A 13,524-nucleotide genomic window follows, 5' to 3' on the forward strand; every position below is an offset into this window, starting at 1 on the left:
GGCTTTCGCCGGGATGACGGGAGAGTGCTGTTCTTCGGTCCAAGCCCAACACATTCCGCACCCGCATGCGGAGCCCGAGGCTATCATGAACATCTCGCGTTTCTTCATCGACCGCCCGATCTTTGCGGGTGTGTTGTCGGTGATCGTCTTCCTGGCGGGGTTCATCTCCCTGTTCCAGCTCCCGATCTCTGAATATCCGGAGGTCGTGCCGCCTTCCGTCGTCGTGCGTGCCCAGTATCCGGGCGCCAACCCCAAGGTCATTGCCGAAACTGTCGCCTCCCCGCTGGAGGAACAGATCAATGGCGTTGAGGATATGCTCTATATGCAGTCCCAGGCCAACAGCGACGGCAACATGGCGCTCACCGTGACCTTCAAGCTGGGCACTGACCCGGACAAGGCCACGCAACTGGTGCAGAACCGTGTGGCCCAGGCGCTGCCGCGCCTGCCGCAGGATGTGCAGCGGCTGGGCGTGACCACGGTCAAATCGTCGCCTACCCTGACCATGGTGGTGCATCTGCGTTCGCCCGACGACCGCTATGACATGACCTACCTGCGCAACTACGCCGTCCTGAATGTGCGCGACCGGTTGGCGCGCATTTCCGGGGTGGGCGAGGTGCTGCTCTGGGGTTCGGGTGACTATGCCATGCGCGTCTGGCTGGACCCGCACAAGGTGGCCGAACGCGGCATGACGGCCAATGATGTGGTCAACGCCATCCGCGACCAGAATGTGCAGGTGGCCGCTGGCGTCATCGGTGCCAGCCCGTCCGTGCCCGACGCGCCCCTGCAGCTGTCGGTCAATGCCCAGGGCCGTCTGAAGTCGGTGGAGGAATTCCAGGACATCGTCCTGAAGACCGATGGCGGTGCCGTCACCTATCTGCGCGATGTGGCGCGGGTGGAACTCGCCGCCTCGCAATATGGTCTGCGGTCCCTGCTGGATAACCAGCCGGCGGTGGCCATCGCCATCAATCAGGCGCCGGGTGCCAATGCGCTCGCCATTTCCGAAACCGTGCGGGAAACGATGGCCGAGCTGCAGGCCGACATGCCCGATGGTGTGGAATATTCCATCGTCTATGACCCGACCCGCTTCGTGCAGGCCAGCATCGATGCCGTGATCCATACCCTGCTGGAAGCCATCGCGCTGGTTGTGCTGGTGGTGATCGTCTTCCTGCAGACATGGCGCGCTTCCATCATCCCGCTGCTGGCCGTGCCCGTCTCCATCGTCGGCACCTTCTCCCTGATGCTGCTGTTCGGCTTCTCCATTAACGCCCTGTCGCTGTTCGGCATGGTGCTGGCCATCGGCATCGTGGTCGATGATGCCATCGTGGTGGTGGAGAATGTGGAGCGTAACATTGCCGAGGGCTTGTCACCCAAGCAGGCCACCTACAAGGCCATGCAGGAGGTGAGCGGCCCCATCATCGCCATCGCCCTGACCCTGGTGGCCGTGTTCGTACCGCTGGCCGCCATGTCGGGCCTGTCGGGTGAATTCTACAAGCAGTTCGCGATGACCATCGCGATCTCCACCGTCATCTCCGCCTTCAACTCGCTGACCCTGTCGCCGGCTTTGTCGGCCCTGCTGTTGAAGGGCCATCACGACAAGCAGGATTGGCTTTCCCGGGCCATGAACAAGCTGCTGGGCGGCTTCTTCCGGGGCTTCAACCGCGTGTTCCAGCGCGGGTCCGAAGGCTATGGCAAGGGCGTCAGCGGCGTGGTGCGGCACAAGGGCGCCATGATGCTGCTTTATGTGCTGCTGCTGGGCCTGACCGTGGTTCTGGGCCGTGCGGTGCCGGGCGGTTTCGTGCCGGCGCAGGATAAGGAATATCTGATCGCCTTCGCCCAGCTTCCCACCGGTGCCTCATTGGACCGGACGGAAGACGTGATCCGCGCCATGACCGATGTCGCCCTGAAGCAGCCCGGCGTTGACCATGCCGTCGCTTTCCCCGGCCTGTCGGTCAACGGTTTCACCAATTCGTCTTCCGCCGGCATCGTCTTCGCCACCTTGAAGCCGTATGAGGAGCGGCAGAAGGATGGCCTGTCGGCCAATGTCATCGCCATGTCCCTGCAGCAGCAGTTCAATGGTGTGAAGGAAGCCTTCGTCGCCGTCTTCCCGCCGCCGCCCGTCATGGGCCTGGGTACGCTGGGCGGGTTCAAGATGCAGTTGGAGGATCGCGGCTCGCTGGGTTACGAGGCGTTGGCCAAGGCCGCCAATGATTTCGTGATGAAGGCCCGCCAGACCCCGGAACTGGGGCCGACCTTCAGTTCCTACGAAATCAACGTGCCGCAGCTGGATGTGAACCTGGACCGCGTGAAGGCCAAGCAGTTGGGCGTGCCCGTCACCGACGTGTTCGAGACGATGCAGGTCTATCTCGGCTCCCTCTATGTCAACGACTTCAACACCTTTGGCCGTGTCTATCAGGTGCGGGTGCAGGCGGACGCCCCGTTCCGCGCCCATGCCGATGATATCGGCCTGCTGAAGACCCGCAACGACCAGGGCGTGATGGTGCCGCTGTCCTCGCTGGTGCAGGTGACGCAGAGTTACGGGCCCGAAATGGTGGTGCGTTACAACGGCTACACTGCCGCCGATATCAATGGCGGCCCGGCCCCCGGCTATTCCTCCGGCCAGGCCGAGGCAGCGGCGGAGCGGATCGCGGCGGAGGTGCTGCCGCGCGGGATCAAGTTCGAATGGACGGACCTGACCTATCAGCAGATCCTGGCGGGCAACGCCGCCCTGTGGGTGTTCCCGATCTCCGTCCTGCTGGTCTTCCTGGTGCTGGCGGCCCAGTATGAAAGTCTGACCCTGCCGCTGGCCATCCTGATGATCGTACCGATGAGCCTGATGTCCGCCCTGGCTGGCGTCTGGATCACAGGCGGAGATAACAATATTTTCACTCAGATCGGCTTCATGGTGCTTGTCGGATTGTCGGCGAAGAACGCGATCCTGATCGTGGAATTCGCCCGCGAGCTGGAAATGCATGGCCGCACCGTGGTCCAGGCTGCGATTGAGGCCAGCCGCCTGCGTCTGCGTCCCATCCTGATGACCTCCATCGCCTTCATCATGGGCGTGGTACCGCTGATCACCTCCACAGGTGCGGGGGCGGAAATGCGTCAGGCCATGGGTGTCGCCGTGTTCGCCGGTATGCTGGGTGTGACTTTGTTCGGACTGCTACTGACCCCGGTCTTCTACGTGCTGCTGCGCTTCATGGTCGGGGCACACCGCAAGCAGCCGGAATCGGCCCTTCCGCACGGCATGGTGGCGGCGGGGGATTAACTGCCCCCAAAAGCAAAACCCCCGCCGGCGCGATCCGGCGGGGGTTTTTGTTTCAGGCATTCCGTTTATGCAGCTTGTGCCACAGGAACAACCCGCCCAGCCCCAGGATGGCCAGGATGATCAATGCATCGAACCGGTGCAGCCAGGTGCTCAGCGTCGGGTTGGAATGCCATTCATTGCCCAGCGCCGTACCGACATAGGCCAGGGCGAAGCACCAGGGCCAGGAGCCCAGGAAGGTGTAGATATGGAACGGCACCTTCTTCATGCCCACGATCCCGGCGGGGAGCGCAATGAAGGTGCGGATGACGGGCAGCAACCGGGCGATGAACACGGCGGCATTGCCGAACCGGGCAAAGAACCGGTCGGCCATATCCAGGTCCGCCGCGTCCAGCAGCACATAACGGCCCCAGCGCAGGATGGCCGTGCGTCCCCCGTGCCGCCCCACCAGATAGGCCACTTCCGATCCCAGGTTGCAGCCGATGGCCCCCGCCGTCGCCACCAGCATCAGGTTCATCGACCCGGTGGACACCAGATATCCCGCGAACGGCATGATGATTTCTGACGGCAGCGGGATGCAGGCGGACTCGATCCCCATCAGCAGGGCCACGCCGGCATAGCCCATGGCGTCGATGACCGTGATGATGCCTACGGCCAGGAATTCAATGATATCGCTCAACATTTATGCGTCCGTTTGCAAGGGCCACGCCCACCCTCGCGATGGACTGGCCGCGCTTATATACCTTGCGCCGTGGCGCTGCCAGGGCGCGCGCAGCACAGGGGAAGGAGGCGGTTGCAGGACGCCGGCATATTTCTGCCGCGTGCAGTGTGGTCTGCGACCTGTACGAATGGATAGAATGTCCGCAAATGAAATTGATAAAAAGCAAGCGCAAAGCATAAATTAACTACTTTGATCCCAAAAATTATAACCTTCTGGTCGGATGATTATTTAAAATTTTCGACGTATGTTCGCTACAGATCGATGTGTCCACCGTATCATGTCTGGAGGATGGCGATGTTGTTCGGAAATAATTCCGATGCGGAAGCAGTCATGGCCGCGCTGAGCAAGGCCCAGGGCATGATTGAATTCTCCCCAAAGGGAGAAATCCTGAATGCCAATGACAATTTCCTGAAGCTCATGGGCTATCGGCTGGATGAAATAAAGGGCCGGCACCATTCGATCTTCGTGGATGACGCAACGCGCGGCAGCCGCGACTATGCCGATTTCTGGCAAAGCCTGCGCGACGGCAAGGCGGGGCAGGTGCAGATGATCCGCCGGCTGGCCAAGGGCGGGCGTGAGGTCTGGATACACGGATCCTACAACCCCGTCTTCGACCGGCGCGGCAATGTCTGCAAGGTGGTGAAGCTGGCCAGCGACGTGACGGCGGAACATCAGCGGGCGCTGGATGTGCAGGGTCAGCTGGAGGCCCTGAACCGTGCGCAGGCGGTGATCAGTTTTGCACTGGACGGCACCATCCTGGATGCCAACGACAATTTCCTGAAGGCCATGGGTTACCGGCTGGACCAGATCCAGGGCCGCCATCACAGCATGTTTGTCGATCCGCAGGAGGTGGCGAGCGATGCCTACCGCGCCCTGTGGGCGGGCCTGCGCGCCGGTCGCTTCAGTCAGGCCGAGTATAAGCGTCTGGCCGCTGGTGGCCGTGTCATCTACATCCAGGCCACCTACAACCCGATCCTGGACGAGAATGGCAAGCCCGTGAAGGTGGTGAAGTTTGCCACCGACGTCACCGCCGCTGTCGAGGCGCGGCAGCGCAATGAGCAGACCCTGTCGGCTGTTCAATCCTACCTGGGCGATATTGTTTCGGCGGTGGAACAGTCAAACAGTCAGGCGGAAAACGCCACACAGGCATCGGAACGCACATCGGCCAGCGTCGCCGCAATCGCCAGCGGGTCGGAGCAGCTGGACGCTTCCATCCAGGAAATCGCCCGCTCCATGAGCAATTCCAAATCCGCCACGGAAAAGGCCTTTGAAGAGGCGACGGTGGTCGATGCCGCCACCCAGCGCCTGCTGAACAGCACACAGTCCATGGATGGCATCGTGAAGCTGATCCAGGATATCGCCGGACAGATCAACATGCTGGCGCTCAACGCCACCATCGAAAGCGCGCGGGCCGGTGAGGCTGGACGTGGTTTCGCGGTGGTGGCGGGCGAGGTGAAAAGCCTGGCACGGCAGGCCGCCAACGCCACCGCCAGCATCTCACAGGAAATCATCAGCCTGCAGGGTGCGGCCGGCGACGTGGCGGAGAAGATGGACGCCATTCGGGGCGCTATCGACGCCGTGCGCGGCTATGTCGTCGGCACCTGCTCCGCCGTGGAGGAACAGAGCGCGGTGGCCCGTCTGATGAATAGCACCATGCGCGGTGCCTCGGGCGATGTGGAGAAGATCCACCATTCCATGGACGAAATCGCCCACTCCACCCGCGCCGCCAATCAGCGCATCGGCAATGTCCGCGAGGCCCTGCGCCTGATCGCGTAGGTTACGAAACCGGCTCACACCGTATGGTGTGGCCCCCGCTTCAGGGCGAGGCCCGTCACGGTGCCGACAATGCCGAACAGCAGGACATAAAGCGCCGGGGCCAGCGGGCTTGCCTGCAGCATCATGGTGACGGCAACGGGTGTCAGACCGCCGAAGACGGCATAGGCCAGATTATAGGATGTGGAAAGGCCGCTGAACCGCACGGAGCCGGGGAAGACATGCACCATGGCGTGCGGTACCGCCCCGATCACCCCCACGCACAGCCCCACCAGGGCCGATGCGGGAAACAGCCAGGACGGATCGGCCCGCAGCAGGCCGAACATCAGCAGGGCTGACAGGCCCAGCAGCGGGCTGAACCACGTAAAGAACCGCGCCGACCCGATCCGATCCACGATCAGGCCCGCACTGATACACCCCAGCGACAGAAACAGCGTCGCCACGGAATTGGCGCGCAGCGATTCCGCCGCCCCGAACCCATAGAATTTCTGCAGCACCGACGGCATCATCAGGATCAGCACGATGATCCCCGCCGACAGCAGGCCCGTCAGCGCCATGGAAATGGCGACCCCGCGCCCATGATCACGTGCCACCACCCGCAGCGGCAGTTCCTGCGACAGTTCTTTGCGCTCCTGCATGGCACGGAAGACCGGCGTTTCGGCCAGCCAGCGCCGCAGATAGACGGAAATCAGCCCGAACACCCCGCCCAGCAGGAACGGCCCGCGCCAGACATCGTCCAAAACCTGCTCCGGCGTGAACAGCGTATTCACGCCCGTCGCCGCCAGCGAACCCAGCAGGATGCCCAGCGTCAGGCCACAGGTAACGGTGCCACAGGCAAGGCCGATGCGGTGGGCCGGCACATGTTCGGCCACGAAGACCCAGGCGCCCGGCACCTCACCCCCGATGGCCGCCCCCTGAAACACACGCAGCAGCAGCAGCAGAACCGGTGCCGCCAGCCCGATATCGGCATAGGTGGGTAACAGGCCCATGCCCAGCGTCGATACCGCCATCATCAGGATGGAGAAGGTGAACATGCGCTTGCGGCCCATCCGGTCGCCGAAATGCGCCATGATGATGCCGCCCAGGGGCCGGGCGAGATAACCCGCCGCGAACACGCCGAAGGTCTGAAGCTGCTTCATCCAGTCCGGCAGTTCGGGCGGAAAGAACAGCTGCCCGATGACCGTCGCAAAATAGACGAAGATGATGAAATCATAGAATTCCAGCGCCCCACCCAGGGAAGCCAGGGCCAGGGTGCGCACATCCTGGCGGGACATTGCATGGGGTGACTGCATTCCGGTCGCATCCTCCGACAGCCCCGCCAGTACCGGCGATCGGTCGGCAAGGGCTTGTTTTCATATGCTATCCGGCGATGCCGCCGCTTCTGTCAAGTCCGCGATCAGGCGGCGATATATTGCATGCCCAGTTGCAGGCTGCGCGCGATGCGCCCGGCGGTGGCCCGCACGGCGGCCGCGTCCGCTGCCGACAATGTCGCTTCCGCTGTTTCCTGCCACAGCGACAGCCAGCGGTCGAACCTTTCTTCCGTCATGGCGGCGCGGTGGCGCAGATGGGCTGCCATCGGGTTGCCCTTGTACCGCCCGCTGCCCGTCATCACCGACGACCAGAAATCGGACAGCAGCGCCTCGTGATGCCCCCAATCGCTGATGGCGTTGTTGAACCAGGGGCCCAGTTCCGGGTCCTGCCGGACCTTCGCATAAAAGGCGCGCACCAGTTGGCTCAAAGCGTGATCGTCCATAATCGGTCCCTATACAGCAAGACGGGGGCAGGATGGCGATCAGACACAAAAGACGCAAATCAAATATAGCTTTATGGACGCTATGTCGCGGGTCGGTATCCCTACGGCACGAACAGCGCCTTAGGGATATGGGTAATGCGGCAGGCCAGATCATTCTCCCCGGACGCCACGATATAATGATCACCCGCCTCCACGATCCCCGTCGTGAACACGACATCGCGCACATAAAGTTGATGTTCGATGGGCGTGGTCAGCGCGGGATCGGGTTCCAGCAACGGCTCGACCGGGCTGTGCAGGATGCGGCTGGGGTCCTGCCGGTCCAGCAGTGACCAGTAGGTGCGGTAGATACCCACAATCTCTTTCGGCTCCACCCCGTGCCACAGGGTCAGCCAGCCATGGTCAGTCAGGATGGGCGGCGCGCCCCCGCCCATGCGCGCCGTCGCCACTGTCCCTGACCGTGGCCGGATGCCGGGCCGGCGGCAGGGTTTCCAGTGCCGCCCGTCGGGGGAGGTGGCAAGGTTGATCGATGGCCCCGCCCGCCAGGGGCTTCCCGGTGGATAGGCAAAATAAAGGTCGCCCAGCGGTCGCGTCTGCGCCCAATAGCGTCCTTCGATCAGCCCTTCAAAAATCAGCATGTCCTTGTTCTGATGATCCAGGACGATATCATCGAAATCCCAGTTCACGCCGTCATTGGAACAATAGAGCGTGGTTGAGTGCCGTTCCGGACTGACCGAACAGCTGGTCATCATGTAAAGCTCGCCGACCTTGGAGATACGCGCATCCTCCACCCCGTAACATTGGAAGGGCGCGCGTGGCGTGATGGCGCGGTCATAATGGATGGCGACGAGGTTCAGCCCCTCGGCATCCAGCTCCACCGGCAAAAGCCAGGACAGGGAGGTCAAGGCCATGATGCGCCAGCCGCCGCCATGAACCAGGAACTTGCGTGGATCGGCGGTATCCACCAGTTCCAGGGGCCAGGCATCCAGCACGAAACGCCCGCTGTCATCATCCCAGCGGATCGTGTGGGCGTGGCCGTCACGGATCGGTTCACGCAAGGCCTCCGCCACCCGCACCATCATCAGCAGGTTGCCATTGGGCAGCCGCGTCAGGCCTGGATTGAAGGCACCAAGGATATAGGTTTCCGCCTCCACCTGCCCGGCAAGCGGGGACAGTGACAGATCGATATCGTCAGGCGTCAGCACCAGCCGGTCGATGGCAAAACCCATGATCTCAGTCCTTCAGTCGGGGAACGATGGTCAATTGCTGGATCACCACCCGGTCGGGCTGGGTCAGCAGATACCGCACGCCGACGGCAATATCTTCGGAACGCAGCATCTTGTGCTCCTGGATCAGGTCACGCTGCTTGTCGGCGGGCAGGTCGGGATAATGCAGGTCGGCCTGGGTAAAACCCGGTTCCAGTAGCGACACCTTGATGCCCTTCGGCCCCAGTTCCTTGGTCAAGGCCTCCGCGAAGCCGGCGATGCCGGCCTTCATCCCGGCATAGACCGTGGATCTCGGCGACAGGGAATGCGCGCTGGTCGATCCGATCAGGATGATATGCCCCTTGTCGCCCATCAGGTTGCGAGCGGCATGCGCGCTGGTGATATAGGCAGTGAAATCGGTGGCGATGGCATAGCGCAATTCATCCGCCGACATCTGCGACAGGCCCGACGCCGATATGGCGGCATTGATGACGGCAATATCCAGTCCACCCAGATAGGAAGCGGCGGCGGAAAGGAATTTCGCGGGATTCCCATCCTCCGCCAGATCGATGGCGATGCCGTCGCCTTCTCCCACTTCCCGGATGCGGTTCAGGGCATCATGCAGATGCTCCGGTGTGCGGCCGCAGATGAAGACCTTCACGCCATAGCTGGCCAGCAGCACGGCTACGGCCCGGCCGATACCCGTGGTGCCACCCGTGATAGCGGCCCGCTGGCCCGCCAGATCAGGTTCGCTGGTATGGGCGTCGTTCAGATCGGTCATGGGACAGGCTCCTGTATTGCTGCGGGTCAGGCGGGGCGGGATGCCACGGGGCCGCCATCGTCGTCGGTCTCCGTCGTCTCCCGGCGCAGGTTACGCAGGTGACGGATCATGTCTTCTTTGGCGCGCACTACATCCTGCGTCCGGGTCCAGGCCTGGACCGTCAGTTCCACATCCACCGCCCCCAGCGCCGTGACAGTGACGCTGGGGGGCGGGTTGGGCAGCAGCAGCCGGTCGCGTGCCATCTCCCCGCGCAGAAGGGCGGCCGTCGCCTCCGGGTCATCATTCATGGGGATGGCGATGGTCAGGCTGATGCGGCGGGTAGGATAGGCGGACAGATTGGTGATGGCGGCGGTGCCCCAGACCTGACCGTTGGGCACCAGCACCTTCACATTCTCCCCGGCGGCGATTTCCGTCATGAAGACGTTCAGGCTGACGACGATGCCGCTCTTGCCTGCCACCTCAATCATGTCGCCGATGCGAAAGGGCCGGAAGATCAGCAGCATGACGCCGGCGGCCAGATTGGACAGCGTTCCCTGCAGGGCCAGACCGATGGCCAGCGACGCTGTCCCCAGCACGGCCACCAGACTGGTCGCCTGCAACCCCGCCACCTGCAGGATCAGAACGATGGTCACGGCCAGGATGCCGTAATAGACCAGACTGGCCAGAAAGGCTGTGACGGTGGCGTCCACCTGGGTCGCGGCCTCCAGACCCCGGCGCACCATGGCGGCGGCGATCATGGCGATCCACCGCCCGATCAGCAGGATCACCACAGCGGCAATCATGCGCAGACCATAGACGATCAGGATATTCTCCAGATGCGCCAGCTCCGGGATGCCGCTGTACATGGCCGTCACCGTCCCTGATAGCCACCCGTAAGCATGAAGGCGAGGATCATCGCCGCAATCGCCAGCGCGATGCCCACACCCAGGACATAACGCATGGGCTTCACATCAACCGATTGCCGCTCTGGCGGCACCGATGTCATGATCGGCCCCGTCTCCTTCATCTCCAGATGCTGTTCAGACACCTGCGGTTCCTGCTGGTCGGGATCGCGGTCCGGGTCGGGGGGCGATGGCATGGCCTTTTCCTCCATGGTCTTCACAAGGGAACAACGGCCTGATCGGACTGGTGTTCCAAACGGAAACCGGTCATGGCGGTGGTGGCATCGGGTGTACCGCCGATGCCATTTCGCCGGTTTCTATATTGGCAATGTATAAAGTTCGCGTATCAGCAGTAAAATAATATGTGCCGTTCGGGGGAAACATGTCCATCACCAGGCACGATATGGAGCCGCATCTGGCCCGCCTTCGCCACCACGCCCGGGCCATGACCGGTAGTCAGTCGTCCGGCGATGCCTATGTGACGGCCATGTTGGATATCCTGCATGACGATGCCACGATCCTGCCCGCCGTCTCCTGCCTGCGCGTCGCCCTGTTCAGGCTTTACAGCCTGTTGGCCACCACCAGCTGGGGCGACGGCACTGAGGCTGGCCCTGCCGATCTCTGGCGACCGCCAGCCCCCGATATGTTGCCGCAGCGCATACGTCAGGCGCTGCTGCTGATCTCAGTAGAACGCTTTTCCGTGGGCGAGGTCGCGGAGATCATGGGGATTACGACGCAGGGCGTATCCGCCCTGATCGACGCCGCCGGCGACAGCCTGACCCGTCTGGGCGGGGCGGAGGTGATGATCATTGAAAGCGAGCCCCTGATCGCCATGAACATCGTGCGGATCGTGGAGGATCTGGGTTTGCGCGTGAGCAGTATGCCGCAGACGCACGCCAAGGCCATGCTGATCCTGCCGCGCGACCGGCCCGACCTGATCATCGCCGACGGTGGCAGCCATGTCGGCATCACCGACGGCCTCTACACCCATATCAAGCCGCCTGTGGTCTTTATTACCGCCTTCTCCGAAATGCTGCTGACCGGCAACCGCCCGGAACCCGTCTTTATTGTCCGAAAGCCGTTTGAGCATGCGGAAATGAAGGCTTTGATTTTCCAGGCGCTGTTTTTTGCTCAAGCGGATAAGGGGTATGGGTCGGTTCTTTTGGGAGGGCCGGGAACCCCGGCTCACTGGAGCCGTTTCTCAATGAGAGACGATGGGCGCTTCATTGCACGCCCTCTCTCTCGACAGCCAACCCGACAGGAGAGCCGCCATGGGCCTGTTCACCCGTGACATCCAGACCCTGGATGATCTGTTCGTGCATACGCTGCGCGACATCTACTATGCCGAAAACCAGATCATGAAGGCCTTGCCCAAGATGATCAGCAAGGCCAGTGCCTCGGCCCTGAAGCAAGGGTTCGAGACCCATCTGCTGGAAACGCGCGGCCAGATCCAGCGTCTGGAGCAGGTGTTCAAGCTGCATGGCGTTGATATCAAGGGCGTGGATTGCCCCGCCATCGACGGCATCATCAAGGAAAGTAACGAAATCGCCGGCGAGATCGACGATCAGGATGTGCTGGATGCCGCTCTGGCCGCCGCCGCCCAAGCGGTGGAACATTATGAGATCACCCGCTACGGTACCCTGGTGGCCTGGGCTAAAAAGCTGGGTCGGGCCGATTGTGCGGAACTGCTGCAACAGAATTTGCAGGAAGAGGAGGATACCGATCGTAAGCTGACAATGCTGGCGGACAATATCCTCAACCCACGGGCTGCCAGCGTGTAACTGAAGGCCGGGACAGGCCACCCACCGGTGGGTGGCCTGTCCAGTTGTCGTTTCTCAACACTCCATGGCCGCGACAAGATCATCGATATTCAGGGTCGCGAAACCCGTGATCGTGTCGGCAATGCCATAGGGAATGACCAGCAGCTTCTGGTGCAGCAGCGCCCCGCACGTATAGACGACATTGGGCACATAGCCCGACCGTTCCGCCTGTTCAGGCCGCAGCAGCGGCTCGGTCAGCCGACCGATCACCTGCGACGGGTCATCCTTGTTCAGCAGTACCGCACTGATGGAATAGCGCCGGACCGCGCCAACGCCATGGGTCAGCAACAGCCAGCCATGGTCCGTTTCAATGGGCGGGCCGCAATTGCCGATCTGCACGAATTCCCAGGGCTGGGTGGGGCGCAGGATGGGCTGTCCGTCATCCCAGGTATAAAGGTCGTCGGAATAGATCAGATACAGGTTCTCATTATCCTGCCGCCCGATCATGGCATACCGGCCATTGATGCGTCGGGGGAACAGGGCCATGCCCTTGTTGCGCACGGCGACGCCGCGCAGCGGGCACATACGGAAATTGTCGAAATTCCGGGTTTCCATCAGTTCGGTTCGGATGGAATGGCCGCTATAGGCGGTATAGGTGGCATAGAAGGTCTTGTGCCCGCCATCCACGAATTCCACGAAACGCGCATCCTCGATGCCATTGGCCTGCGAGCTGGTGACGGGGAAGATGACGCATTCGCTGATGTCATCTTCCGGTCGGAACGCGATCTCCACCTCTTCCCCGTCGGGACCGGGGCGGCGGTTGGTGATGCGGGGGATGGAGGCCAGATGCGATTTGGGGTCCATCAGGATGCGCCCGTCCGGGCTGATCATGCCCGTCAGGAAGGTGAGGGAGGAGATATGCCCCTCACCAACGGCCCGCAGGCTGAGGATGAAGCGCAAGCCCCCCTCAATCACCCCCGTCTGATCGGGATGGCGGACGATGGACGGGTTGAACAGGGCCGACGCCTCGAACGAATATTCGTGCAGGAAATAGGCGCCGACCAGTTGCCGCTGTGTCGGCGTGAAGGGGTCGTGGCTGTCCAGCGCCTCTTCCATCTCATCGGCACGGGCTTCGAATATCTCCAGCAATTGCCGGTGCCGGCCCCGGAAATTCTCCAGGATATCGGTCAGCTGGCTGGCCGTGCTGTCCGGATCCAGCGACAGCACCCGGTCAACGATCCGGTTGGCGCGGGTTTTGTCGGTGGATTTCAGGTCGCGCGGCTCGGTTGCCGGCTTGAAAGGACGCACGACGACGCGCGACGGGTCTGGCCGCAGGTGCAGGGCCAAGCGGGTCAGGCTCGGGATGGGGGGCACGTTTCACTCCTTTCCAA

12 protein-coding genes are annotated in these 13,524 nt (G+C 62.4%); 4 read left to right on the forward strand and 8 right to left on the reverse strand.

Going from position 1 to position 13,524, the window contains the following annotated elements:
* The first annotated feature begins 85 nt into the window (after positions 1-85).
* Positions 86-3,265 (forward strand): efflux RND transporter permease subunit, encoded by a 3,180-nt coding sequence (locus ABC729_RS18655; protein WP_495609107.1) that lies wholly within the window; start codon positions 86-88, stop codon positions 3,263-3,265.
* A 52-nt stretch (positions 3,266-3,317) separates the two neighbouring features.
* Here the strand turns inward: ABC729_RS18655 and ABC729_RS18660 are convergent, their stop codons facing one another.
* Positions 3,318-3,944, reverse strand: a complete 627-nt coding sequence (locus tag ABC729_RS18660) for a DedA family protein (RefSeq protein ID WP_495609108.1) — start codon at positions 3,942-3,944, stop codon at positions 3,318-3,320.
* A 369-nt stretch (positions 3,945-4,313) separates the two neighbouring features.
* Between ABC729_RS18660 and ABC729_RS18665 the strand changes: the two genes are divergently transcribed.
* Positions 4,314-5,759, forward strand: coding sequence for a methyl-accepting chemotaxis protein (locus ABC729_RS18665; RefSeq protein WP_495609109.1), 1,446 nt, complete (start codon positions 4,314-4,316; stop codon positions 5,757-5,759).
* A gap of 14 nt (positions 5,760-5,773) precedes the next feature.
* On the opposite strand, the gene ABC729_RS18670 is transcribed toward ABC729_RS18665, so the two are convergent.
* The 6 genes from ABC729_RS18670 to ABC729_RS18695 all read right to left on the reverse strand — a co-directional run bounded on the left by ABC729_RS18670 (position 5,774) and on the right by ABC729_RS18695 (position 10,570).
* Positions 5,774-7,048 carry an MFS transporter gene (locus tag ABC729_RS18670; protein ID WP_495609110.1) on the reverse strand — a complete coding sequence of 425 codons (1,275 nt, stop codon included), beginning with the start codon at positions 7,046-7,048 and terminating at the stop codon, positions 5,774-5,776.
* A gap of 104 nt (positions 7,049-7,152) precedes the next feature.
* Entirely contained in the window at positions 7,153-7,509 is a 357-nt protein-coding gene (locus ABC729_RS18675; protein ID WP_495609111.1) for a group III truncated hemoglobin, read from the reverse strand.
* Positions 7,510-7,610: 101 nt separating this feature from the next.
* On the reverse strand, positions 7,611-8,735 hold the full coding sequence (locus tag ABC729_RS18680; RefSeq protein WP_495609112.1) for a glycoside hydrolase family 130 protein: 1,125 nt from the start codon (positions 8,733-8,735) through the stop codon (positions 7,611-7,613).
* 4 nt (positions 8,736-8,739) lie between these two features.
* On the reverse strand, positions 8,740-9,492 hold the full coding sequence (locus ABC729_RS18685; RefSeq protein ID WP_495609113.1) for an SDR family oxidoreductase: 753 nt from the start codon (positions 9,490-9,492) through the stop codon (positions 8,740-8,742).
* A gap of 26 nt (positions 9,493-9,518) precedes the next feature.
* Positions 9,519-10,337 (reverse strand): mechanosensitive ion channel family protein, encoded by an 819-nt coding sequence (locus ABC729_RS18690; protein WP_495609114.1) that lies wholly within the window; start codon positions 10,335-10,337, stop codon positions 9,519-9,521.
* Positions 10,338-10,342: 5 nt separating this feature from the next.
* Positions 10,343-10,570, reverse strand: a complete 228-nt coding sequence (locus tag ABC729_RS18695; protein ID WP_495609115.1) for a hypothetical protein — start codon at positions 10,568-10,570, stop codon at positions 10,343-10,345.
* A gap of 185 nt (positions 10,571-10,755) precedes the next feature.
* Here ABC729_RS18695 and ABC729_RS18700 point away from each other — a divergent pair, with 185 nt between their 5' ends.
* Positions 10,756-11,664 carry a hypothetical protein gene (locus ABC729_RS18700; protein WP_495609116.1) on the forward strand — a complete coding sequence of 303 codons (909 nt, stop codon included), beginning with the start codon at positions 10,756-10,758 and terminating at the stop codon, positions 11,662-11,664.
* Positions 11,645-12,154, forward strand: coding sequence for a YciE/YciF ferroxidase family protein (locus tag ABC729_RS18705; RefSeq protein ID WP_495609117.1), 510 nt, complete (start codon positions 11,645-11,647; stop codon positions 12,152-12,154). The genes ABC729_RS18700 and ABC729_RS18705 overlap by 20 nt, the downstream gene beginning before the upstream one ends.
* 54 nt (positions 12,155-12,208) lie before the next feature.
* Here ABC729_RS18705 and ABC729_RS18710 read toward each other — a convergent pair whose 3' ends face one another.
* Complete coding sequence (locus tag ABC729_RS18710) at positions 12,209-13,507, reverse strand: glycoside hydrolase family 130 protein (protein ID WP_495609118.1); 1,299 nt, start codon at positions 13,505-13,507, stop codon at positions 12,209-12,211.
* Positions 13,508-13,524 lie beyond the last annotated feature (17 nt).

The sequence above is a fragment of the Niveispirillum sp. CC-CTL257 genome (genome assembly GCF_059489915.1).